This window comes from Bradyrhizobium sp. IC4060, from assembly GCF_020193715.1.
Lineage (GTDB): Bacteria > Pseudomonadota > Alphaproteobacteria > Rhizobiales > Xanthobacteraceae > Bradyrhizobium > Bradyrhizobium yuanmingense.
Genome location: NZ_JADYVJ010000004.1, coordinates 54,661 through 78,489, shown reverse-complemented (window position 1 = coordinate 78,489; position 23,829 = coordinate 54,661). Strand labels below are relative to the sequence as shown.

Here is a 23,829-nt window from a genome sequence, read left to right as displayed (position 1 = left end):
CGATGGACAAACGCATAATCCCCCTGATCATGTGCGGCGGTGCCGGCACGCGGCTGTGGCCCGCTTCGCGCGAGGTTCGGCCCAAGCAGTTCTTGCCGCTGTTCGGCACGCGCTCGACGTTCCAGGACACGCTGCTGCGCGTGTCCGAGCCCTCTTTGTTCGACCGGCCGATCGTCATCACCAACGCCTCCTATCGCTTCATGGTGCTGGAGCAGCTCGCCGAGATCGGCATCGAGGCCGACGTGATCCTCGAGCCGATGCGGCGCGATTCCGGCCCTGCCATCGCGGCCGGCGCGGTGTTCGCGCAGAACCGCGCCAGCGAGGCGATCGTGCTCGCGCTCGCCGCCGATCACGTCGTGCAGAATAATGCTGCCTTCGTCGCCGCCTGTCGCGAGGGCCTCACCGCCGCGAATGCCGGGCGCATCGTCACCTTCGGCGTCAAGCCGGAACGGCCGGCAACGGAATATGGCTACATCAATCCGGGCGACGTGATCGCGGGCGAGGTGCAGGCGGTTGCGCGCTTCGTCGAGAAGCCGGACGCGGTGAAGGCCTCCGACTACGTCAATTCGGGCTATCTCTGGAACAGCGGCAACTTCATGTTCCCGGCGAGCGTGCTGCTCGACGAATATCGCAGGGTCGATGCGGCAAGCGTCGAGGCCGTCACCAATGCCGTCAACAATGCCGGCCGCGATCTCGGCTTCGTCACGCTGGAGCCCGAGGCGTTCGGCGCGGCCAAGGCGATCTCGATCGACTATGCGGTGATGGAGAAGACCTCGCGCGCCGCCGTCGTGCCGGTGTCGTGCGGCTGGTCCGACGTCGGCTCATGGCATGCGGTGTGGGAGCTGTCGGAGAAGGACGCGCAAGGCAATGCCGCGCACGGCACCGCCGTGTTCGAGGATTCCCGCAATTGCAACGTCACCACGGATTCCGCGCTGGTCGCGCTCGAAGGCGTCGACGATCTCGTCGTCGTCGCGACCGCGGACGCGGTCCTGGTCTCGCGGCAGAAGGATGCCAACGGGCTGAAGCGCCTGGTGACGAAATTGAAGTCGGTCGCGCCGAAGGTCACCGAAGAGCATCTCAAGGTGCACCGGCCCTGGGGCAGCTATCAATCCGTCGACAATGGCGAGCGCCACCAGGTCAAGCGCATCGTGGTGAAGCCGGGCGGGCGGCTGTCGCTGCAGAAGCACCATCATCGTGCCGAGCACTGGATCGTGGTCCGCGGCACGGCGCAGGTCACCGTCAACGAGACCGTGAAGACGGTGCACGAGAACGAGTCGATCTACATCCCGATGGGCGCCGTCCACCGGATGGAGAATCCCGGCAAGATCCAGCTGGAGCTGATCGAGGTCCAGACTGGAAGCTATCTGGGGGAAGACGACATCATCCGGATTGAAGACGACTATCAAAGGTCGTAACCAGCAAACTCCGAATCACGCGACCCGGGCCGAGAAGCGGTATCTCTTTCGGCCTAAGGCCCGGGGAACGTGTAACTTTTTGAATCAAATCGTGTCCGGCCCGAAAGGCGGGCATTCGCCACAAATGTGGCGTCCGTGCTAGAAGCGGCCCGGGGATTTGCGTTGAATCGGGGTTTGCTCAGATGACTTCCAGGGGATCTGCACCGGCAAAGGCCGGCTTGCGCGTCGGTGTCATTGGCGCCGGCGTGATGGGCAGCAACCATGCGCGCGTGCTCAGCGGCCTGCCCGGCGTCAGCCTCGTCGGCGTCGTCGATCCCTCGCCGGCACATCGTGCGCGGGCCACGGAGCTCGCCAATTGCGAAAGCTTCGAGACGCTCGACCAGCTGTTCGCCGAAGGCGTCGATGCCGTCACCATCGCGGCACCGACCCATCTGCATCACGAGGTCGCGCTCGCATGCATCGCCAAGAACATCCACGTGCTGGTCGAAAAGCCGATCGCCTCCACGGTGGAAGAGGGCCGCGAGATCGTCGCCGCCGCGCACAAGGCGGGCGTCACGCTGATGATCGGCCATGTCGAGCGCTTCAATCCGGCGGTCGCCGCGGTCAAGCAGGCGATCGCGGGCGAGGACATTCTCTCCATCGCGATCACCCGCGTCGGCCCGTTCCCGCCGCGCATGTCCAATGTCGGCGTCGTCATCGACCTTGCCGTGCACGACATCGATTTGATCCGCTGGTTCACCGAATCCGACATCGTCGAGGTGCAGCCGCAATTGTCGAGCGCGGTCGCCGAGCGCGAGGACATCGCGCTCTTGCAGTTCCGCACCGAGAGCGGCGTGCTCGCCCACATCAACACCAACTGGCTGACGCCGTTCAAGGCGCGCAGCGTCACGGTCGCGACGCGCGGCAAATACGTGATGGGCGATCTCTTGACGCGCCAGGTCACCGAATGCTTCGGCTTCAAGCCGGACGGCAGCTACTCGATGCGGCATCTGCCGGTCGGCCATGACGAGCCGCTTCGCGCCGAGCTGATCGCGTTCTTGAAGGCAGTGCGCAACGGCGAGACGCCGGCGGTGACGGGCGACGAGGGCGTCGCCAGCCTCGAGATCGCCACGCAATGCCTGGAGAGGCCCTCGCGTCCTGCGGCGACGTCACCCGCGCGCAAGGGGCCGCGCCGCGTCGCCGGCTGATCCCTTCCATGTCGACCGCTCAAACGTCACAAGGCGTCATGAACCAGCACTTACGTTCCGAACCCATTCCCTTCATCGACGTCGCCTCGCAGCGCCGCCGGCTCGGCGCCTCGCTCGATGCCGCCGTGAAGCGCGTGATGGACCATTGCCAGTTCGTCAACGGGCCGGAGGTCTTCGAGCTCGAGAAGCAGCTTGCGGCCTACTCAGGCGCCAAGCACGTGATCGGCTGCGCCAGCGGCACCGACGCCATCCTGATGGTGATGATGGCCAGGAATGTCGGGCCCGGCGATGCCGTGCTGTGTCCGTCCTTCACCTTCATCGCGACCGCTTCGCCGGTGGCGCGGACCGGCGCGACGCCGGTCTATGTCGACGTCGACGAGACCACCTTCAACATGAGCCCGGAATCGCTCAAGCGCGGCATCGCCACCGCCCGCAAGGCCGGTCTCAAGCCCGTCGCGGTGATTCCGGTCGATTTGTTCGGCCAGCCCGCCGATCACGACGCCATCGCCGAGATCGCCAGGGCCGAAGGCCTGTTCGTGCTCGACGACGCCGCGCAAGGCTTTGGCGCGAGCTACAAGGGCCGCAAGCTCGGCACCTTCGGCCACGCCACTGCGACCAGCTTCTTCCCGGCAAAGCCGCTCGGCTGCTTCGGCGACGGCGGCGCCATCTTCACCGATGACGACGAGCTCGCCGCCACCTTGCGCAGCATCCGCGTGCACGGGCAGGGCGTCGACAAATACGACAACGTCCGCCTCGGCCTGACCGGCCGGCTCGACACTATGCAGGCCGCGGTCCTGATCGAGAAGCTGAAGATCTTTGACGACGAGATCGCCGCCCGCAACAGGGTCGCCGAGCGCTATGCGCGCGGCCTGTCCAATGTCGTCACCGTGCCGCGCATCGCGCCGGGCAATACCTCAGTCTGGGCGCAGTACACCATTCGTCTTCCCAAGGGTATCGACCGCGACGGCTTCGCTGCCGCGCTAAAAGCCCAGGGAGTGCCGACCGCGATCTATTACGGCAAGTCGATGCACCAGCAGACCGCCTACAAGCAGTACCCGGTCGCCGAGGGCGGATTGCCGGGTTGCGAGAGCCTGTCGCAGGACGTCATCAGCCTGCCGATGCATGCCTACTTGACCGAGGCCGATCAGGAGCGAATCATCGCCGCCGTCCGCGGCGCGCTGGCGGGCTGAGTTCTTCCCTCTCCCCTTGCGGGAGAGGTTGGCTTCGCGAAGCGAAGCCGGGTGAGGGGCCTCTCTCCGTACGGCATGCGCTGAGAGATACCCCTCACCCGATTGAGTCTGTATCTGCCTGCGGTGCTGCCCTCTCCCGCAAGGGGAGAGGGCGCAGTAATGCGCATCGCAAGATGCATCGACCTCCGTCCGATAAGTCTCTACAACAATCCGCATGCTCGGACGCATCTTCACGGTCGGTGGTTACACGCTGCTGTCGCGGCTGACGGGGTTTGCCCGCGACATCATGCTCGCGGCAATCCTCGGCGCCGGTCCGGTGGCGGATGCCTTTTTCGTGGCGCTGCGGCTGCCCAACCATTTCCGCGCGATCTTCGCCGAGGGCGCCTTCAATGCCGCCTGGGTGCCGGCCTATGCGCATGTCCATGGCGAGAAGGGGGAGGCGGCGGCAAAGCTATTCGCCGACCGCATCTTCACGCTGCTCCTGGCCTCGCAGGTGATGCTGCTGATCGCCGCCTGGCTGTTCATGCCCCAGGCCATGAGCATCCTGGCGCCGGGCTTTTCCGAGGATGCCGAGCAGCGCAAGCTCGCGATCGAGCTGACCCGGATCACCTTTCCCTATCTGCTCTTGATCACGCTGGTGACGCTCTATGGCGGCATGCTCAACGTGATGCAGCGCTTTGCCAGCGCCGCGGCCGCCTCGATCTTCCTCAACGTCGCCATGATGATGACGCTGGCGGTTGCCGTCTGGTTTCCGACCGCGGGCCATGCCGCGGCCTGGGGCGTGCTGATCTCCGGCTTCCTGCAATATTTCCTGCTCGCGGGCGATCTCGCCCGCCATGGCGGCCTGCCGCGCTTTGCGCCGCTCAAGCTCGACGAAGATGTCCGCGGCTTCTTCAAGGCACTGGGGCCGGCAACAATGGGCTCGATGGGCACGCAGGTGGCGCTGTTCGCCGACACCATCATCGCGACCTTCCTGCCCGCCGGCGCGTTGTCCGCGCTCTATTATGCCGACCGGCTCAACCAGCTGCCGATCGGCGTCATCGGCATCGCCATCGGCACGGTGCTGCTGCCGGAGATGTCGCGGCGGATCACCGCAAACGACCACGACGGTGCGCTGAGCGCGCAGCGCCGTGCCTTCGATTTCACGCTGCTGTTCTCGATCCCGTTCGTCGCGGCCTTCCTCACCGTGCCCGATGCGATCATGCGCGCACTGTTCGCCCGCGGTGCGTTCTCCAAGGCCGATGCCGCCGCCGCCGGTGCGACGCTCGCGGCCTATGCCATCGGCCTCATCCCGTTCGTGCTGATCCGCAGTGCGGTCGCGACCTTCTATGCCCGCAAGGATACCGCAACGCCGGTCCGCGCGTCGCTGACCGGCATCGCCGTCAACGTCGCGCTGAAGGTTGCCTTGATGGGATCGCTGGCCCAGATCGGTCTCGCGCTGGCGACCGCCGTCGGCGTCTGGACCAATCTCTTGCTGGTGCTGTTCTTCGCCATGCGGCGCGGCTTTCTCGTGCTCGACCGCGCCTGGCTGCTGTCGCTCGCGAAGTTCTTGCTAAGCGGCCTCATCCTCGCCGCCGCGTTCTGGCTGATCGCGCGCTTCAGCGGCCCTTGGCTTGGCGCGATGCACTTCCACGACGAGTTGACACTTGTCCTGCTCGCCGTCGGAGGCACGATCGTCTACGCGCTCGCGATCCTCGTGCTGTTCGGCCGCAAGTGGCTGGTCTCGCTGGTGCGCGGCTAGTAAGCACGGCGTTCGCCTCCAGGCTGCAACCGGTATTCCTACATCTCTTGATTTTGCGCGGTTGCCGTGATATCAGCGCGTCATGATCAAATCGTCGCGCAAAGTCTCCCGCAACCACATCACCCGCTTCGGCTGGGCGGTGGGAGGAGTCGTGCGCTAGGATTTCGACGACATCTTTTCCACCAGGCCCCGCCGGCATCGGACGGGGCCTTTTCATTGGCCACGCTCCCTGCCGGCTCAACAGCAGGAGCGTCCGATGCCACCACAACTGACGAACATCTCATCCGAGGCCGAGCACGATGCGGCGGTGCTTCGCCTCGACCAATCCATTGCGCTCGCGAAGCAGGCCATGGACGAGGTTCTGGCGGCAGCGGCTCGTCTCAACGTGTCCGTTGCAACGCCGGGCCAAGCCTTGTCGGGGAGAGAAGCTGCCGCAGCCGCGCCGGCGCAAAGTCTCCTGGGCCTGCTCAAGCGATATTGGTCTGCTTTTGGGACGTGGCGCCTGCACCCGCGGGTCAGTTTGATGGATCTGAGCGACAGGGAGCTGACCGACATCGGCCTGACGCGCGCCGAGATCAACTATCTCGCACCTGGGCGGGCGATCGATGCGCTCAGAGATAGTACGAGGTATCTGTTGAGCCGCGGGATGTGAGTAATCGACGATCCTCACGCTGGCATATGACCTGACGCGCGCGGCTTGAACTCGGCAAGGTCTGGCTCAATCCAGCCGTGCCGCGCCTCCCGCGAGAACAGCGCTTCGCGGCTCCAGAAACGCAACAGTGCATCCTTTTCGGTTGCCGGGGACGCAAGCACCGCATTGCAGGCGGCGACAATGTCGCGGCGGCCGACCTCCGCAAGAATTCCTTCGATGATCATCAAGAAAGCCATCGTAATCGTGTGGTGATAGCCACGCACATCGTCGTTCACGCCGCCAGCGGCAACATTGTAGGCGCGGATCATCTCGGGGAGTTCGACCCGCCAGTCCCGAGCCGGATCAGTGGCGAGCAAGTAGCTCGTCACGATCAGATGTTCACGATGGCTGAAACGTGCCCCCGGAAGTGTATGCGCGAGGAAGCCCTCGCTCAGTTCGGCGACCTCTGCAGCATCCGTGCAGCTACGTCTGTTGCTCATGGCGGCGTCCTATGTTACCTTGGTACCAAGGTAACATTCTAGAACGGGAAAGGCAAATTGAACTCGGCCGCCCAGGGGTCTGCCTGTGTGACAACAATCGTTCCGCGATCAGAGCGTCGACCCCGCAGGCGTCCGAACGAATCCAAGATTCACCTGGTCTCTGAGGACGTGAGTTGCAGGGCTGGAGACCGATGCCCGAGCAAGTCCGGCAATGGCATGATGCGACTAAACCCCCGTCTTCCGATCGAGGTCACACATTATGAACTCAGAAGCTCACAAACATTCAGTCCAACGCGTACAGACGGGAGTTCGGATCGAGAAGCGCATTCTCAAGGTCGCGAAGGGCCTCGCCGAATACCTGGATATGAGCCTCGGTGATTTGCTGGAGGGCGTTCTCCTGCATTCGTTCGAAGGCAAGACTCCGTTCGAGCCTGCGACGCTGCAACGCATTTCGACGCTGAAAGATTTGTACGGGCTGACGCTCACGGCCTCCGATGCTCATCAGCTATTTGAAGCTCGGGGTGAGCACGAGAACAGCTAAGTGGGAGCGCTTGGCTCTCGCCGTCAACGTCACACGATCACGCTGGGACCTTGCCGAGCATTCCAGTGAGGCACGCGTGGCGCGATTGAACCTGCGACCCCTGCGCCCGCCTAAACCCGTTTGCGTTGCCAGTTTTTCCACGGCAATATGCCCACAAAACAACCATGAGAACGGGAAGATAAAATGGCGGCTCCCATCAAGTTCGGCGTTGGCCAAAGCGTGCTGCGCAAGGAGGATGATGCGCTCATCCGCGGCAAGGGCCGCTATACCGACGATTACGCGCCGCAGGCCGCGCTCCGCTGCCTGGTGCTGCGCTCGCCGCATGCGCATGCCAAATACACCGTCGATGCGACCCGCGCCCGCGGCCTGCCGGGCGTTGCGCTGATCCTGACGGCCGACGACGTCGGGGATCTCGGCAATCTGCCCTGCCTGTTCAACCTCGAGACCGATCCGTTCACCGGCCCGCCTTACCCGATCCTGGCCAAGGACGAGGTGCGCCATGTCGGCGACGCCATCGCCTTCGTGGTCGCCGAGACCATCGACCAGGCTCGCGACGCGATCGAGGCGATCGAGGTCAAATGGTCGCCGCTGCCCGCGGTGACCGGCGTCGTCAACGCCGTGAAGAAAGGCGCAGCCTTGGTCTGGCCGGACAAGCCGGGCAACGTGCTGTTCGACGTCTCGATCGGCGACAAAGCGGCGACGGAAGCTGCCTTCGCGAAAGCGCATGCGGTCGCCGAGATCTCCATCGTCAATCCGCGCGTGGTTGCAAGCTTCTTGGAGACCCGCGCTGCCGTCTGCGAATACGATTCCAAGCGCGACCATCTGACGCTAACGGTCGGCAGCCAGGGCAGCCACCGTCTGCGCGACATCCTCTGCCAGAACGTGCTCAACATCCCCACCGACAAGATGCGGGTGATCTGCCCCGACGTCGGCGGCGGGTTCGGCACAAAACTGTTTCCGTATCGGGAATATGCCCTGATGGCCGTCGCTGCGCGCAAACTGAAGAAGGCGGTGAAGTGGGCGGCCGACCGCTCCGAGCATTTCATGGGCGATGCGCAGGGCCGCGACAACGTCACCACTGCCAAGATGGCGCTGGCTGAAGACGGCAAGTTCCTCGCGATGGATTGCGACCTCATGGGCGACATGGGCGCGTATCTGTCGACCTTCGGGCCCTACATCCCGCATGGCGGCGCCGGCATGCTGCCCGGCCTCTACGACATCCAGGCCTTCCATTGCCGGGTGCGCACGATCTTCACCCACAGCGTGCCGGTCGACGCCTATCGCGGCGCGGGCCGGCCCGAAGCCGCCTATGTCATCGAGCGCCTCGTCGATGCCTGCGCGCGAAAGCTCGACATGACGCCGGATGCCATCCGCCGCAAGAATTTCATCCCTCCGAAGGCGCTGCCCTACAAGACCGCGACCGGCAAGGTCTACGATTCCGGCGACTTCGCCGCGCACCTGAAGCGCGCGATGGAGATCGCGGAATGGAAGGAATTCCCCAAGCGCGCCAAGGCGGCCAAGAAGGGCGGCCTGATCCGCGGCATCGGGCTTGCGAGCTATGTCGAGATTTGCGGCGTGATGGGTGAAGAGACGGCCAACGTCCGCCTCGATGCCAATGGCGACGTCACCGTGCTGATCGGCACGCAATCGAGCGGGCAGGGCCATCAGACCGCCTATGCGCAGATCGTCGCCGAACAGTTCGGCGTGGCGCCCGAGCGCGTGCATGTTCGCCAGGGCGACACAGACGAGATCGCGACCGGCCTCGGCACCGGCGGCTCGGCCTCGATCCCCTCCGGCGGCGTCAGCGTCGAGCGCGCCACGCGCGAGCTCGGTTCGAGGCTGAAGGAGATCGCGGCACAGGCGCTGGAAGCCAGCGCGGGCGACCTCGAAATCTCCGAAGGCGTGGTGCGGATCGCCGGCACCGACCGCTCGATCTCGTTTGCCGACCTGGCCAAGCGGCCCGGCGTCGATCCATCGAAGCTGAACGGTAGCGCGACCTTTGCCAGCGCCGACGGCACTTATCCCAACGGCACCCATGTTGCGGAGGTCGAGATCGATCCGGCGACCGGCATCATCAAAATCGTCAACTACGTGATCGTCGACGATTTCGGCAAGACGCTCAATCCGCTGCTCTTGGCCGGCCAGGTGCATGGCGGCGCCATGCAGGGCATCGGCCAGGCCTTGATGGAGCAGGTGGTGTATGGACCGACCGACGGCCAGCTCATCACCGCGACCTTCATGGACTATGCGCTGCCGCGCGCGGCGGACGGGCCGGCCTTCGTGTTCGAGACCCACAACGTGCCCTGCAAGACCAATCCGATGGGCGTGAAGGGGGCCGGCGAGGCCGGCGCGATCGGCTCCTGTCCGGCCGTGGTCAACGCCATCGTCGATGCGCTCTGGCGCGAGTACAAGATCGACCACATCGACATGCCGGCAACGCCCGAGCGGGTGTGGGTTGCGATCAGCGAGCATCACCGCCGTCACAGCTTGTGAAGCCGCGCTTCCCGCGCGCACGGGAATAAACCCGCCGCGCGGGGTTCTACCCATGATGGGTCCCGGCTTCGCGCGAAGCCGGTGACAGTCTCATTCCCCGAACGTCTCGAGAGCCGGAGAAACGAACCAATGAAACGGACGATGATTGTCGCGGGCGCCCTCGTGCTGGGCGCGGGCGCCGTCATGGCGCAACAGGAGATTGCCGTCCAGCAGGACAATCTGATGCGAGCGATCGCCAAGAATCAGTATGGCGTGCTTCAGAAGATGAGCAAGGGCGATATTCCCTTCGACAAGAAGGCTGCCGATGAGGCCATCGCCAGCATCGAGGCCGATGTTGCCAAGATCGCCAAGACCTTCGAGATCAATCCCAAGCAGGATGTCGTCAACGCGACCTACGGCTCGTCGCCGAAGGTCTGGCAGAACAAGGCCGATTTCGATGCCAAGATCCCGCCGGTGCAGAAGGCGATCGCCGACGCCAAAGGCAAGATCACCAATGTCGCGGGCCTGAAGGCGGCCTACACGGCGATCAACGACCGCTGCAATGATTGTCACGAAACCTATCGCGTGAAATTGAAATAGCGGGCGCAGTTAACGGGCTACCAAGGACTTCAGAAGGGCGGTTGCGAAAGCAACCGCCTTTTTCTTGACCGCGGCCCGCAGGAACTTCCGTCCGCAAGGCCTGACGGATTGCCGCGAGAGCGGCTATCCTTGCGCCAACGGCCGTGCGCTCACACGAGTCTCCTCCCGGCATCCTCACGTCGGGATTCCCAGCGCGCGGCGAGCACCTCGATCAACAGCGAGACAGGCCATGGCAAAACCGTTCCCCTCCAAGACCCATATCGGCAGTCATATGCTGCATCCGGAAACCCTGATGCTGACCTATGGCTATGATCCGCAATTGTCCGAGGGCGCCATCAAGCCGCCGGTGTTCCTGACCTCCACCTTCGTGTTCAAGACCGCCGAGGATGGCCAGGACTTCTTCGACTACGTCGCCGGACGGCGCGAGCCGCCGGAAGGCATGGGCGCCGGCCTGGTCTATTCGCGCTTCAATCATCCCAATAGCGAGATCGTCGAGGACAGGCTCGCGATCTACGAGCGCACGGAGAGTTGCGCGCTGTTCTCGTCCGGCATGGCGGCCATCGCAACCACGATTCTGGCCTTTGTTCGCCCGGGCGATGTCATCCTGCACTCGCAGCCGCTCTATGGCGGGACGGAGACGCTGCTGACGAACACGCTCGCGCGCCTGTCGATCGGCGCCGTCGACTTTGCCGACGGCATCGACGAGACGGCGGTCAAGCAGGCCTCGGAGGAGGCCATGGGCAAGGGGCGGGTTTCGATGATCCTGATCGAGACGCCGGCCAATCCGACCAACGGCCTCGTCGACATCGCAATGATCCGCCGCATCGCCGATTCCATCGGCAGGGCCCAGGGACACACGCCGGTCATCGCCTGCGACAACACGCTGCTCGGGCCGGTGTTTCAGCGGCCGATCGAGCACGGCGCGGATCTGTCGCTGTATTCGCTGACAAAGTATGTCGGCGGTCATTCCGACCTGATCGCGGGCGCCGCGCTCGGATCGAAGGCGATCATGAAAGGCATCAAGGCGCTGCGCGGCGCCATCGGCACCCAGCTCGATCCGCATTCGTGCTGGATGATCAACCGCTCGCTCGAGACGCTCAGCCTGCGGATGGAGAAGGCCGATGCGAATGCGCGGCTCGTGGCAGACTTCCTGCGCGACCATCCGAAGGTCGCCAGGGTGCACTACCTCGGTCACCACGAGCAGGGCTCGCTGTCCGGCCGTGTGTTCGCGCGGCAATGCCTGGGCGCGGGCTCGACGTTCTCGTTCGACATCGTCGGCGGCAAGGAGGCGGCGGTGAAATTCCTCAACGCGCTGCAGATCCTCAAGCTGGCGGTGAGCCTTGGCGGCACGGAATCGCTCGCAAGCCTGCCGGCGACGATGACCCATTCCGGCGTTCCCGCCGACATCCGCCAAAAGATCGGCGTGCTCGATTCCACGATCCGGCTGTCGATCGGCATCGAGAACCCGTCGGACCTGATCGCCGACCTCGCGCAGGCGCTGAACGCGGCTTGAGCACGGTCAGAGTCGTAGCGTCGTAGCCCGGATGGGGCGCAGCGAAATCCGGGGACCTGTCCGCAACGCGCAGGGCTCCCGGATTGCACCAACGGGCGGCGCTTCGCGCCGACCGTTGGCTCCATCCGGGCTACGAAGTTGCTTGGAATCGAAAAGGCCGGACGCTCCCTCCTTGCGTCCGGCCTTTCCGCGACGAAGCCCGCGTTTTCGCTTTACTTCGTCACCTGACCGCGGATCTCGCCGGCCGGGTTCGCCGCGGTATGGATGTTGATGTAGTACTTGCCGCCGAGCAGATCGGCGGCCTGCGCGTCGGTGAGCGTGGCTTCGCCCTTGACCGGGCTCGAGGCTGCATTCGGGATCGGGACCGCGACGCCGGCGTTCTTGCCGGCTTCGGCAGGCCCGTGGAAATGCGCGGCGGTGGCGGGGCCCGAGAGGCCGGAATAGGTGACGGTCCAGGACAGCTTCTTGCTGGCAGCGTCGTAGTCCAGATCGGCCGTTCCGGTCGCGCTGCTGGTGTTGGCGGGGACTTCGGATTTGCCGTCCAGCGTCGCCTTCAGTTTCTCCGCGCTGGCCGGGGCGGCGAACGCAACGGCGGCTCCGAGTACCAGTGTGGCAAAAACGGCTTTGGTCATGGCTTTCTCCTGTTGACGCCTGATTGCTTTTCAAACAGTGCGTCATGCGGTTTATTCCGGCATTACATCCGGGCCGTCTAAAATATTCGTGGTTGGATCGAGCGCGGCATGACCCTTAAGTTCGCGCGTTCACGATGGAATGATCGAATGTTGCGACGAACGCTCCTTGCCGCCCTGATCGCCGCCGCCGCGGCGTTCGCACTCTATTGGTGGTTGACCGCCCCGGCCGTGCTGGCCTTGCCGGCGCCGACACGCAACCCCGATCTCGCCAACGGGCAGGAGCTGTTCAACGCCGGCGGCTGCTCGTCCTGTCATGCCACCCCCAATCAGCCCGATCGCCTGCGGCTCGGCGGCGGGCTGGCGCTGGGCTCGCCGTTCGGGACGTTCTACGTCCCCAATATTTCCCCCGATCCCGCCTACGGGATCGGCCGCTGGAGCGAGGCCGATTTCGTCAACGCCGTGATGCGCGGCATCTCGCCCACGGGCACGCACTATTTCCCCGCCTTTCCCTACACGTCCTATCATCTGGCCAGTGTCGACGACGTCCGCGATCTCTTTGCCTATCTGAAGACGCTTCCGTCGGTGTCCGGCACAGTGGGCGACCACGCGCTGCCGTTTCCGTTCAACATCCGCCGCAATGTCGGCATCTGGAAGCTGCTGTTCATGGACACCGCGCCGTTCGTCGCGGACGCCGCGCGCTCGCCGCAATGGAATCGCGGAGCCTATCTCGTGAACGCTTTCGGCCATTGCGCCGAATGCCACAGCCCGCGCAATGCGCTCGGCGGCATCATCGCCAGCCAGCGCTTTGCCGGTGGGCCCAATCCCGAAGGGGAGGGCTGGGTGCCCAACATCACGCAGCAGGGCATCGGCAACTGGAGCGAGAAGGATATCGCGGATTTTCTCGAGACCGGCGACCTGCCCGAGGGCGACAGCGCTTCGGGCGCGATGCGGGCGGTGATCAAGAATCTGGCGCAACTTACCGCGGAAGACCGCGCCGCGATGGCCGCCTATCTGAAGTCGCTGCCGCCGGTGCAGGGACCGACACCGCCCAAGCGCAAGGAGGGCGGCTAGCGCTGCCGGCGCTTCGGCCGTTGTTTTGCGCGTGATCTAAAGCGCGATGAGATTGGGATGAATCATCATCGCGCTTTAGGTTGTTGTTTACGCATGATCTTTCCGGAAAACCGCTTCGCACTTTTCCGGATCATGCTTTAGCCGGTGCCGAACGCCTTGAAGGTGATGATGGTGAGAGTGTCCTGGATGCCCGGCAGCACCTGCACCTTCTCATTCACGAAGTGGCCGATGTCGGTATCCTTGTCGACGTAGAACTTCACCAGGAGGTCGTATTGGCCGGCCGTGGAGTAGATCTCGGAGGCGATCTCGGCTTCGGCAAGCGCATTGGCCACCGTATAGGACTGGCCGAGCTTGCACTTGATCTGAACGAAAAAAGGAACCATCGCGGGCACTCCGAAAGCGTATTCTTCCGGCTAATAGGCCAAAACCGGCTGGATTTAGCAAGCGAACTTGCTGGATCATCCGAGGTGCATTCGGGCGCGATGCTAGGATGGGACCACTGCGGCGGCCAATGCATCCCTCAGGCGCTGGGCGAGCTCGACCTTGCGGTAGGGCTTGGTCAGCACGACCGCTCGCGCCTGCGCGCGGCCCTGCTCGACCAAGGTCTCCAGCGCGTAGCCCGAGGTGAACAGGACCGGCAGGCCGGGACGCACCCGCCGCGCCTGATCGGCGAGCTCCCAGCCGCTCATGCCGCCCGGCATCACGATATCGGTGAACAGCAAGTCGATGCCGGGATCGCCCTGCAGCTGCTGCAAGGCATCCTTGCCGTTGACCGCGGCGACGACGCGATATCCGAGCGCTTCCACCCTGCGAATGACGGAGGAGCGGACGAACGGATCGTCCTCGACGATCAGGATCGTCTCGTAGCCTCGCGGCGCCGTGTCCTCGCCGTCGGGAAGATCGGCTTGCGACCTACCGGTGCTCGCGCGCGGCAGGTAGATCCTGGCCGTGGTCCCAAGGCCAGCCTCGCTGTAGATCGAGACATGGCCGCCTGATTGCTTGGCAAAGCCATAGACCATGCTGAGGCCGAGGCCCGAGCCCCTGCCGACCTCCTTGGTGGTGAAGAACGGCTCGAACGCGCGTGCGGCGACCTCGGGCGTCATGCCTTCGCCGTCATCGGTAACCGCGATCAGGACGTAGCTGCCGGGTGCGACCTCCCGGTGAACGGCACCGTCATCATCCTCGATCGTGATCAGCTCCGTGGCCAGCGTGAGGTGGCCTCCCGATGGCATGGCATCCTGCGCGTTGAGCGCGAGATTGAGCACGGCGGATTCGAGCTGGGCGCGGTCGGCAAAGGCCAGGATCGTGCCGGGCCCGGAGGTCGTCCTGATCTCGATATCTTCGCGCAAGGTGCGCTTGAGCAGCTTGAACATGGAATCGAGCAGGCTCCGGCAATCGATCGTCTGAGGCCGCAGCAATTGGCGGCGGCTGAAGGCGAGCAGGCGCTGCGTCAGCTCGGCACCCCGTTCGCCCGATTGGCAGATGTCGTCGGCAAAGCGCCCGAGGTCGGGCCTCGCCTTGAGCTGCTCGCTCAGGTGCTCGGCATTGCCGATGATGACGGTCAGCAGATTGTTGAAGTCATGCGCGATGCCGCCGGAGAGCTGACCGACCGTCTCCATCTTCTGCGCCTGCTGAAGCTGCTGCTCGGTCAGCTTGCGCGCGGTGAGGTCGTGGACGATGCCGACGAAGATCAATTCGCCGTCCTGCCGCGCCTGGCCGACCGACAGCTCCATCGGAAACGTCGTGCCGTCCTTGCGCAGGCCGACGGCCTCGCCGCTGGTCGCGAAATGCCGCGCCTGGCGCTCGGATGCTGCATCCGCCTCGGGCATCAGCATGCCGACGTTGCGGTTCATCACCTCGTCGGCACGGTAGCCGAACAAGCGCTCGCAGGCCGGATTGAACAGCAGGATGCGGTCCTGCGCATCGAGCAGGATGACGCCGTCGACCGCGGTCTCGACGATCGCGGTGAGGCGCGCCACGCTCTCGCGCATCGCGCGCTGGGCGTCGCGGACCTGCTGCAGCAGCAGCGTGGCGTCGCGGCTCTTGATTTCCTCCTCCTCGAGCGCGGCCTGGACCTGTCGTAGCTCGAACGGCGAGGGGATCGTGAGGATCTTCGGCAGCAGCGGCCAGAGCGCGGCGGCGGTGAAGACCGACGCGACCGCCGTGGCGGCCTTGACCATGCCCTCGATGCCATAGATCGGAACCCAGAGCGTGTAGATCGACAGCACGTGGGTCAGGCCGCACGCCATGATGAAGATCGCGAACGCCCAGTAGACCCAGCCGAATTTGAGGTCGCGCCGCTTGGTGACGAGGATGGCGAGGGCGAACGGGATCGAGAAATAGGCGGCGGCAATGCTGGCGTCGGAAACGACGTGAAGCCAGATCAGCTCAGGCTCCCACAAAAGGCAGATGCCGTGCGGCGACAGCATGGACGAGTCGAGGAGACGTTCGAAGAAGGCCCACATCGTTCCACCCCAAGGAGTCTTGTTCAGGTGGCTTGCGGGGCCGGCGGCCCGCAACATGGGGGCGCTGGACGGTTCCACCACCTGACGTCTCGCGTAACCGGCGAAGCACGCTAAGGTACGCGACTATAGCAAGGGTCCGGCGCCGTTGCATTTTCAAGCCCGCATCATTTCGGGCCTTGGTCCGCGCGGTGTCCGACTGATTCGCAAGGCGCGCAATCGGTTCGCGAATCACGCCTGGCGGCGGCCCGGCGCGCTTGCTGACGTTCCACGGTCGCGCTACGAGAGGCCATGGCGGCCTCCTCAAGCACATGTCTCCCGCGATGACGACCCCGGTCGCACTCACCATCGCCGGTTCCGATTCGAGCGGCGGCGCCGGCATCCAGGCGGACCTGAAGACCTTTGCCGCGCTCGGCGTCTATGGCGCCTCCGTGATCACGGCGTTGACGGCGCAGAACACGCGCGGCGTGACCGGCATTCACGCGGTGCCGGCCGGGTTCGTCACCGAGCAGATCGACGCGGTGTTCTCCGACCTCGACATCGGTGCGGTGAAGATCGGCATGGTGGCCCAGGCCGCCAGCATCGATGCCATCGCGGCCGCGCTGTCGCGCTGGGCGCCGCGGCATGTCGTGCTCGATCCCGTCATGGTGGCGACCTCCGGCGACCGCCTGCTCGCCACTGAAGCCGTCGACGCCCTGCGCACCAGGCTGATGCCGCTGGCTGCCGTGATCACGCCGAACCTGCCGGAGGCTGCGGCCCTGCTCGATGCGCCGGTGGCGGCGAGCGAGGCCGAGATCGAAAGCCAAGGACGCCGCCTGCTGGCGCTGGGCTGCCGCGCCGTCCTGATCAAGGGCGGGCACGGCGAGGGCGCCGAGAGCACCGACTATCTCGTCACTGCCGAGACCGCGATCGCGCTCGCCGCGCCGCGTGTGGCCACCCGCAACACCCATGGCACCGGCTGCTCGCTGTCCTCCGCCATCGCGGCCGGGCTGGCCAGGGGCGAGGACCTCGAGGCCGCCGTGCGCAACGCCAAGGCCTGGATCAGCGCCGCGATCGCCGCCGCCGACCGCTTCAGCGTCGGCCACGGCCATGGGCCGATCCATCATTTCCACAAGTTCTACTGAGGCGGGCTTGCTTCGCCTCCCCCGCAAGCGGGAGGGAGCGCACCTACCCTGCGGCGCCATGTCGCCTGATTGTCGCATGCGACTGATATTCGCGGGGAGGGCGAGGCAAGGCGTGATTCGTATTTGAAGGTGCCTCAAGGGTTCAATCGGTCATCCCCCTGTCACGGGACATTGTTACAGGCTGGCGCATGGGAAGTTACGATGTGAGTGACGAGAGCCCGGAGCGGCGCTTTCGCACGTTGTTCATCTCCGACGTCCATCTCGGGGCCCGCGGTTCACAAGCCGATCTTCTGCTCGACTTCCTGCGCTACCACGATGCCGATACGATCTATCTCGTCGGCGACATCGTCGACGGCTGGGCGCTGAAATCGAGCTGGCACTGGCCGCAATCGCATAACGACCTCGTCCAGAAGCTTTTGCGCAAGGCGCGCAAGGGCGCCAAGGTCATCTACATTCCCGGCAATCACGACGAGTTCCTGCGCAACTATTACGGTACGCATTTCGGCGGCATCGACGTGGTCGAGAACACGGTTCACACCGGCGCCGACGGCAAGCGCTATCTGGTCATTCACGGCGACATCTTCGATCTCGTGGTGCAGAACGCGCGCTGGCTCGCCCATCTCGGCGACAAGGCCTACGACTTCGCGATCCAGATGAACCGCCTGGTCAACTTCTTCCGCCGCCTGTTCGGCGTGCCCTATTGGTCGCTGTCGCAATGGGCCAAGCAGAAGGTCAAGAACGCCGTCAACTATATCGGCGCGTTCGAGCAGGCGCTCGCCGCCGAGGCGCGGCGTCACCAGGCCGACGGCGTGATCTGCGGCCACATCCACTACGCCGTGATCCGCGACGAGGGCGGCATCCGCTACATGAATTGCGGCGACTGGGTGGAGAGCTGCACCGCCCTGGTCGAGCATGACGACGGTCACTTCGAGATCATCACCTGGGCGGATCAGTTGCGGAAGCCGGAGCAGGTGCCACAGGTCGCAGCCAGAGCTGCATAACAAGGACCTCTTGATGCGCATCCTGGTCGCGACCGACGCCTGGCACCCGCAAGTCAACGGTGTGGTTCGGACGCTGACCAAGCTCTCTGACGCTGCAAAAGCGCTCGGCGTCGAGTTCACGTTCCTGACGCCGCAATCGTTCCGCACCTTCGCGATGCCGAGCTATCGCGACGTGCGCCTCGCCATGCCGCGCCCGGCCCGGATCGCAAGGCTGATCGAGGAGGCGCGTCCCGACAGCATCCACATCGCGACCGAAGGGCCGATCGGCCTGATGGTCCGCCGCTATTGCCGCCAGCGCAAGCTGCCGTTCACGACCAGCTTCCATACCCGCTTTCCCGAATATGTCCGCGCCCGCGTGCCAGTGCCGGGCTCGCTGATCTGGCGGGCGCTGCGGCGCTTCCACAGCGCCAGCCGCGCCGTGATGGCGGCGACGCCGGCGCTCGCGCGCGAACTGACCGAGCGCGGCTTCGACAATGTCGTGCTGTGGCCGCGCGGCGTGGACACCACGCTGTTCCACCCGCGCGTCATCGATCTCTGCCTGCCGGCACCCGTGTTCCTGTCGGTCGGCCGCGTCGCAGTCGAGAAGAATCTCGAGGCGTTCCTCGACCTCGACCTACCCGGCACCAAGGTGGTCGTCGGCGACGGCCCGGCGCGCGCCTCGCTGGAAGAGGTCTACCCCGATGCGATCTTCCTCGGCGAGAAGCACGGCGAGGAACTGGCGGATATCTACGCGGCCGCCGACGTGTTCGTGTTCCCGAGCAAGACCGACACCTTCGGCCTGGTCCTGCTGGAGGCGCTCGCGAGCGGCCTGCCGGTCGCGGCCTTCCCCGTGAAGGGTCCCCGCGACGTGATTGGCGATGCGCCGGTCGGCGCGCTCGATCACGATCTGCGCAATGCCTGCTTCGCGGCGCTCGATATCTCCCGGCGGGACTGCGTCGCGTTCGCCGCCAACTACACCTGGGAGGCCTCGGCAACGGTCTTTATCGACAGCATTTTGGCGGTCGGGGCGGTGCTGCCCGGCCGGACCGGCGCGGAACAGCCGCGTTTCGTGGCTTGAGGCAAGAAATCCTCTCGCGGAGGTGTCTTGCCCGGGCCTGATTGGCCGCGATAGCATTCCGCCATGACCGAACAGGCCCTTCCGGTCGGCCCTGCCGACATCGATGCCGCAGCGCGCGTGATCGCGCCTTACGCCATCCGCACCCCGCTGTTGTCCTTCCCCGTGCTCAACGAGCGCGTCGGTGCGAAAGTGTTCCTGAAGCCGGAGATGCTTCAGCGCACCGGCTCGTTCAAGTTCCGCGGTGCGTTCAACAAGGTGTTCTCGATCCCGCAGGACAAGCGCGCCGGCGGCGTCGTCGCGTTCTCCTCCGGCAACCACGCGCAAGGCGTGGCGGCGGCGGCAAAGATCCTCGACATGCAGGCCACCATCGTGATGCCAGCGGACGCCCCGCTGTCGAAGCGCGAGCGCACCAAATCCTACGGCGCCGAGGTCGTGCTGTACGACCGCGACAAGGACGACCGCGAGGCGATCTCGCGCGGCATTGCCGAGAAGCGCGGCGCGACGCTGGTCAAACCCTACGACGATCCGTTCGTGATCGCAGGGCAGGGCACCGCCGGCCGCGAGATCGCCGAGGACATGGCAACGCTCGGGCTCGGCCCCGACATCGTGGTGGCGCCGGCCTCCGGCGGCGGCTTGATCGCGGGTGTCGCGACCGCCGTGAAGGCGCGCTATCCGCAAGCCGAGATCGTGGTCGCCGAGCCCGAGGCCTTCGACGATCACGGCATTTCACTCAGCGCAGGCCATCGCGAGCCGCATCCGCCGGCCGGCCGCACCATCTGCGATGCGCTGATGGCCCTGATGCCGGGCGAGATGACGTTTGCTATCAACAGCAAGCTCTTGGCGCGCGGCGTCACGGCGTCGGACAAGGAAGTCGGCGCGGCGGTCGCCTTTGCCTATCGCGAGCTGAAGCTGGTGGTGGAGCCCGGCGGCGCGGTGGGGCTTGCTGCGCTACTCGCGGGCCGCCTTGATGTGGCCGGCAAGAACGTCGTCATCGTGCTGTCAGGCGGCAATGTCGATGCGGAACTGTTCGCGGAGCTGGTGGCCTGATCGTCATTCCGGGGCTCGCGCAGCGAGAGCTATGATGCGCAATTGCGCATCTGAGAATCCATAACCACGATCGGGAGTATGGATTCTGGGCCTGCGCCTTACGGCGCATCCCGGAATGACCAAGAACAGACATGAAGAAGGGGCAGAGCGTTTCCGCTCTGCCCCTTTGTCGTCTCGCTCGCCGCAATCAGTGCGTGAAGCCGCCGCGACGGTTGCCGCCATTGTTCATGCTCGGCGCTTGGTTCATCGACTGCCGGAAGTTGTTGTTGCTGCTGACCATGCGGCTCGGCATCGTGTTGATCTGCGGGCGGGTGTTCTGCACGTTGTTCTGCACCTGCCCCTTATCCAACGGGTTATTGTTGAGCTTAACGATGCCGGTGTTGCCGTTGTTGAGCCGGATCGGGCGGTTCGGAGTCTGCACGTTGACCGGCTTCGACTCGATGTTCGGGCCACCCTTGCCGACATTCACCGGCATGGTCACGATCTTGCCCGGCTTGACGGTGCCGCCATTCGGCATGGTGCTGGTCGCAGGCAGGGTCACGATCTTGCCGATGCCGACCTTGCCGTTGATCGTGTTGGTCGGCGCAGGCAGCGTGACGATCTTGCTCGGGGTCTGCGGCGGCGTGCCGTTCTGCGGGTTCGGCTGGTTGTTGCCGGCAGGCAGGGTGACGATCTGGCCGCCATTGCCGAGCTTGCCGAGGACGTTACCGTCGAGCGGCTTCTGCACGACAGGCAGATTGCCGTTCACCTGCGCGCCATTGCCCTGCTGCATCAGCGGCATGTATTTGGGCTGGCCGAGATTGCCGATCTTGATCGTCGGAGCAATGGTCTGCGGCGCCAGGAACTTGGTCGCCTGCATCAGGGGGATCTGCTTCGGCTGCGTCTGCAGCTTCAGCGCGACCTGCGCATAGGGGCTGTTGCCGTAGCTGTCATAGAAGCTCTTGTAGGCGAGCGGCGAGTTGGCGAGCACCGCCTTGTGCCAGGCCTGCGAGATCAGGATGTTGTTGAGCAGCCAGCGGATGTGGTCGCACAGCGGGTCGTGCGGGTACATCCGGATGAACTCCTGATAGTACTCCGGCCGGCCCTCGGACACGACGTAGTCATAGGCCTGGCGGGTGGAGCGGCTCGGCAAATTGGAGGCCATCTGCACGACCGGCGCTTTCACCGGCGCGCGGTTGGCGGCAACGGCGGTGTCACCGAAGAAGGTGAAGTCGCTCGTCAATGACGAGCTCTCCCACGGAATCTGCGCGCCGCTGGTGGTCTGGTTGACCTGCAGGCGCACGCGCTTGAACAGCTGCTCGATCGGCACGTTGGGCTCGCGCGCGACGTTCAGGAACGCCTGTGTGTACGGGCTGTGGCCATTGGTGCCGTCGAGCGCCTCGGCACCTGGCGCGGTCGAGTAGCCGACGATCGAGCCGTTCGGCGCATCGACGATTGCCAAGCCACGGCCGGCGTCGTTGATTTCAGGGAAAGGGTTGTTGCGGCAGGCATCGAGGATGACGATGCGCATGCGGCTCGGGATCGTCTCCAGCGTCGACATCACGTCGACGAGGCGCAGCGAATTGTTGACCAGCTCGGTCGGGCTGGAAACCTTGGCGTCGACCGGAACGAGATAGTTCTCGCCGGCGAGCTGCACGCCGTGACCGGCGTAATAGACCATCGCCACCGTGTTCGGACCGCGCGAGGCGACCTTGGCGGAGAAGTCCTGGACGACGCGAAGCATGTCGTTCTGGGTCAAGTCGGTCGCGGCGACCACTTCGAAGCCGGCGGAGTTCAGGAACTGCGCCATCGACTGGGCGTCATCGTCGGGGTTCGCAAGCTGCGGCGCGTTCTGGTAGTTGGCATTGCCGATCACCAGCGCCACCCGCTGCTCCGGGCCTTGCAGCGCGGTTGGGGCGGGCTGCACCGGGGCGACTTGCGCGGAAACGGGCCCGCAGGCGAAGCCGAACAGGCTTCCCAGCAGGCTCGCCGTCATGAAAAAGGGCTTTAGGCGGAACATGGCGTGCTCCTTTGGCACTCATCTCGATGCGAGATTGGTTGCGCGCAAGCTTGGCCGCGTTCGACCCTTGCGGTCCGTGATCCCTGTCACCATGCTGGCCTCCGTGATCTGAATCACGCTCGGAACCTGTTATGGTTAGTGATCGATTGGGAGGACGTCCGCCACATGCTGAAATCGATCGATCCGATCCTCACCCCCGATTTGCTCTGGCTGCTCGCCGCGATGGGCCATGGCGACGACCTCGTGTTCGTCGACGCCAATCACCCCGCCACCCGGATCGCGCAGAGCACCTCGTCGCAGCGCCTGATCCAATTGCCGGGCATGACGATGGAAACTGCCATCCGGGCCATCATGTCGGTCTATCCGCTCGACGATTTCGATCCCGATCCGGTGCGTGTGATGATGCCGGTCGACGATCCCGACCGCGTGCCCGAGGTGCAGCGCGCCGTGCTCGCGGAGATCGCACGTGCGGCTGGCCGGCCGGTCACGCCCGGCAAGCTCGCGCGTCCCGATTTTTATCGCGCGGCAGCGGCAGGCTTTGGCGTCGTGCAGGTCGGTGACAGCAGGGGCTATGGCTGCTTCCTGATCAGGAAGGGCGTGATCGGTTAGGAATATCATGAAGCATCCATCCTCACTGATCGTGTTCGGCGGCCTTCCAGGTACCGGTAAGACGACGATCGCTCGCGAACTCACCGCCAGGCTGGCGGCAACCTATCTTCGTATCGATGCGATCGAGCAGCCATTGCGGGACGCAGGTTTCATCGTCGGCGCAGCCGGCTATGCCGTTGCCAACACGCTCGCCGCCGAAAACCTCAAGCTCGGGCGCATCGTCATCGCGGACTGCGTCAATCCCGTGCTGGCAAGCCGCGCCGGATGGCGGCAGACTGCCTTGCGAACCGGCGCAGGCATCGTCGAGATTGAAGTGATTTGCAGCGAACCGGCGTTACACCGGCAGCGCGTGGAAAACCGGCTGCCTGACATTGACGGTCACAGGGTCCCAACCTGGGATGACGTCGTGAGCCTGACTTACGAGCCGTGGGATCGGGAGCACTTGGTGCTCGATACGGCCGAGAGTTCGCTCGATCAGGTCCTGGACCGCGTTGAAGCGCATGTGCGCGAGAAGATCGGCTAGTCGTCTTACTGGCGTTTGCTGGGACGAAACGCCTCGCACTCGAATTTGAGTGGCCTTCTCGCATCCGCCTGTCTATCGTCGATTCATGTCTCGCCTTCTGTGTCTCTTCGTTGCTGTCGTCCTGTCGCTGCTGCCCGGTGTGGCACCGGCCGAGCCCGTGCAAAAGCGCCCCAAGCCGGTCTGGAAGGGCTACGGCTTCCTGCCGGGCTATCGGCAGCCGCTCAGCAACAGCATCCCGCTCTACAAGCAGAAAGACGCCATGCGCCGCCTGTCGCGCGCCGACCGGCGCCATTGGTACATCGACCCGGTTCCACAATATTATCGCTGGGACGGCGAGTGGCACTATTTCGGTCGCCCCGGATTCAACGGCGGCCGCTACAACGGCGGCAGCTATGGCCCGTGCTGGACGCGCACGCCGATCGGTCCGATCTGGAATTGCGGGTGAGGCGCTGACAGTCAGGGAAAGCTGCGGACGACCTCGATCAAGCCGACGATTGCGGCATTGAACGCATCG

General features: G+C 64.8%; 22 protein-coding genes. 17 read left to right on the top strand and 5 right to left on the bottom strand.

All coding sequences use genetic code 11. From position 1 onward, the window contains the following. Nucleotides 1-2 precede the first annotated feature (2 nt). The 5 genes from I6F16_RS16340 (at nucleotide 3) to I6F16_RS16320 (ending at nucleotide 6,185) form a co-directional block, all read left to right on the top strand. The gene (locus tag I6F16_RS16340; RefSeq protein ID WP_225114170.1) at nucleotides 3-1,415 is read left to right on the top strand and encodes a mannose-1-phosphate guanylyltransferase/mannose-6-phosphate isomerase; all 1,413 of its coding nucleotides are present in this window, start codon (nucleotides 3-5) and stop codon (nucleotides 1,413-1,415) included. Nucleotides 1,416-1,597: 182 nt separating this feature from the next. Further along, nucleotides 1,598-2,602 carry a Gfo/Idh/MocA family oxidoreductase gene (locus I6F16_RS16335; protein WP_036032059.1) on the top strand — a complete coding sequence of 335 codons (1,005 nt, stop codon included), beginning with the start codon at nucleotides 1,598-1,600 and terminating at the stop codon, nucleotides 2,600-2,602. A 38-nt stretch (nucleotides 2,603-2,640) separates the two neighbouring features. After that, entirely contained in the window at nucleotides 2,641-3,792 is a 1,152-nt protein-coding gene (locus I6F16_RS16330) for a DegT/DnrJ/EryC1/StrS family aminotransferase (RefSeq protein WP_036032061.1), read from the top strand. Nucleotides 3,793-4,006: 214 nt separating this feature from the next. Continuing rightward, on the top strand, nucleotides 4,007-5,533 hold the full coding sequence (murJ, locus tag I6F16_RS16325; RefSeq protein ID WP_225114171.1) for a murein biosynthesis integral membrane protein MurJ: 1,527 nt from the start codon (nucleotides 4,007-4,009) through the stop codon (nucleotides 5,531-5,533). 256 nt (nucleotides 5,534-5,789) lie between these two features. Further along, nucleotides 5,790-6,185: a DUF1127 domain-containing protein gene (locus tag I6F16_RS16320; protein ID WP_225114172.1), complete on the top strand. Its 396-nt coding sequence runs from the start codon at nucleotides 5,790-5,792 to the stop codon at nucleotides 6,183-6,185. 14 nt (nucleotides 6,186-6,199) lie between these two features. Here I6F16_RS16320 and I6F16_RS16315 read toward each other — a convergent pair whose 3' ends face one another. Further along, entirely contained in the window at nucleotides 6,200-6,664 is a 465-nt protein-coding gene (locus I6F16_RS16315) for a hypothetical protein (RefSeq protein ID WP_225114173.1), read from the bottom strand. A 259-nt stretch (nucleotides 6,665-6,923) separates the two neighbouring features. Between I6F16_RS16315 and I6F16_RS16310 the strand changes: the two genes are divergently transcribed. The 4 genes from I6F16_RS16310 (at nucleotide 6,924) to I6F16_RS16295 (ending at nucleotide 11,790) form a co-directional block, all read left to right on the top strand. After that, entirely contained in the window at nucleotides 6,924-7,205 is a 282-nt protein-coding gene (locus I6F16_RS16310; RefSeq protein ID WP_036015526.1) for a hypothetical protein, read from the top strand. 183 nt (nucleotides 7,206-7,388) lie between these two features. Then, nucleotides 7,389-9,698: a xanthine dehydrogenase family protein molybdopterin-binding subunit gene (locus I6F16_RS16305; RefSeq protein ID WP_225114174.1), complete on the top strand. Its 2,310-nt coding sequence runs from the start codon at nucleotides 7,389-7,391 to the stop codon at nucleotides 9,696-9,698. Nucleotides 9,699-9,827: 129 nt separating this feature from the next. Continuing rightward, on the top strand, nucleotides 9,828-10,277 hold the full coding sequence (locus I6F16_RS16300; RefSeq protein WP_057028751.1) for a cytochrome c: 450 nt from the start codon (nucleotides 9,828-9,830) through the stop codon (nucleotides 10,275-10,277). Between the two features lie 229 nt (nucleotides 10,278-10,506). Further along, a complete protein-coding gene (locus I6F16_RS16295; protein WP_225114175.1) occupies nucleotides 10,507-11,790 on the top strand; it encodes a cystathionine gamma-synthase family protein in 1,284 nt (427 codons plus the stop codon). A gap of 212 nt (nucleotides 11,791-12,002) precedes the next feature. Here I6F16_RS16295 and I6F16_RS16290 read toward each other — a convergent pair whose 3' ends face one another. Beyond that, nucleotides 12,003-12,422, bottom strand: coding sequence for a CHRD domain-containing protein (locus tag I6F16_RS16290; protein ID WP_036015536.1), 420 nt, complete (start codon nucleotides 12,420-12,422; stop codon nucleotides 12,003-12,005). Nucleotides 12,423-12,569: 147 nt separating this feature from the next. On the opposite strand from I6F16_RS16290, the gene I6F16_RS16285 reads away from it, so the two are divergent. Next, nucleotides 12,570-13,493: a cytochrome c gene (locus I6F16_RS16285; protein ID WP_036015538.1), complete on the top strand. Its 924-nt coding sequence runs from the start codon at nucleotides 12,570-12,572 to the stop codon at nucleotides 13,491-13,493. Between the two features lie 137 nt (nucleotides 13,494-13,630). Here I6F16_RS16285 and I6F16_RS16280 read toward each other — a convergent pair whose 3' ends face one another. Further along, nucleotides 13,631-13,876, bottom strand: a complete 246-nt coding sequence (locus I6F16_RS16280) for an Lrp/AsnC family transcriptional regulator (protein WP_018642903.1) — start codon at nucleotides 13,874-13,876, stop codon at nucleotides 13,631-13,633. 102 nt (nucleotides 13,877-13,978) lie between these two features. Then, nucleotides 13,979-15,958, bottom strand: a complete 1,980-nt coding sequence (locus I6F16_RS16275) for a PAS domain-containing sensor histidine kinase (protein ID WP_225114176.1) — start codon at nucleotides 15,956-15,958, stop codon at nucleotides 13,979-13,981. A gap of 320 nt (nucleotides 15,959-16,278) precedes the next feature. On the opposite strand from I6F16_RS16275, the gene thiD reads away from it, so the two are divergent. The 4 genes from thiD to I6F16_RS16255 all read left to right on the top strand — a co-directional run bounded on the left by thiD (nucleotide 16,279) and on the right by I6F16_RS16255 (nucleotide 20,184). Beyond that, the gene (gene thiD, locus I6F16_RS16270) at nucleotides 16,279-17,079 is read left to right on the top strand and encodes a bifunctional hydroxymethylpyrimidine kinase/phosphomethylpyrimidine kinase (protein ID WP_036030282.1); all 801 of its coding nucleotides are present in this window, start codon (nucleotides 16,279-16,281) and stop codon (nucleotides 17,077-17,079) included. Nucleotides 17,080-17,267: 188 nt separating this feature from the next. Next, a complete protein-coding gene (locus I6F16_RS16265) occupies nucleotides 17,268-18,080 on the top strand; it encodes a UDP-2,3-diacylglucosamine diphosphatase (protein ID WP_128264429.1) in 813 nt (270 codons plus the stop codon). Between the two features lie 13 nt (nucleotides 18,081-18,093). Next, the gene (locus I6F16_RS16260) at nucleotides 18,094-19,137 is read left to right on the top strand and encodes a glycosyltransferase family 1 protein (RefSeq protein WP_225114177.1); all 1,044 of its coding nucleotides are present in this window, start codon (nucleotides 18,094-18,096) and stop codon (nucleotides 19,135-19,137) included. A 63-nt stretch (nucleotides 19,138-19,200) separates the two neighbouring features. Continuing rightward, entirely contained in the window at nucleotides 19,201-20,184 is a 984-nt protein-coding gene (locus tag I6F16_RS16255; protein ID WP_225114178.1) for a threonine/serine dehydratase, read from the top strand. A 187-nt stretch (nucleotides 20,185-20,371) separates the two neighbouring features. Here the strand turns inward: I6F16_RS16255 and I6F16_RS16250 are convergent, their stop codons facing one another. Beyond that, the gene (locus I6F16_RS16250; RefSeq protein WP_225173866.1) at nucleotides 20,372-22,183 is read right to left on the bottom strand and encodes a caspase family protein; all 1,812 of its coding nucleotides are present in this window, start codon (nucleotides 22,181-22,183) and stop codon (nucleotides 20,372-20,374) included. 165 nt (nucleotides 22,184-22,348) lie between these two features. Here I6F16_RS16250 and I6F16_RS16245 point away from each other — a divergent pair, with 165 nt between their 5' ends. From I6F16_RS16245 to I6F16_RS16235, 3 genes are all read left to right on the top strand, one after another. Beyond that, on the top strand, nucleotides 22,349-22,792 hold the full coding sequence (locus tag I6F16_RS16245; protein ID WP_036015548.1) for an RbsD/FucU domain-containing protein: 444 nt from the start codon (nucleotides 22,349-22,351) through the stop codon (nucleotides 22,790-22,792). Between the two features lie 7 nt (nucleotides 22,793-22,799). After that, nucleotides 22,800-23,315 (top strand): AAA family ATPase, encoded by a 516-nt coding sequence (locus tag I6F16_RS16240; RefSeq protein ID WP_225173865.1) that lies wholly within the window; start codon nucleotides 22,800-22,802, stop codon nucleotides 23,313-23,315. Nucleotides 23,316-23,400: 85 nt separating this feature from the next. Next, nucleotides 23,401-23,760 (top strand): hypothetical protein, encoded by a 360-nt coding sequence (locus tag I6F16_RS16235; RefSeq protein WP_225114181.1) that lies wholly within the window; start codon nucleotides 23,401-23,403, stop codon nucleotides 23,758-23,760. The last annotated feature ends 69 nt before the right edge of the window (nucleotides 23,761-23,829 follow it).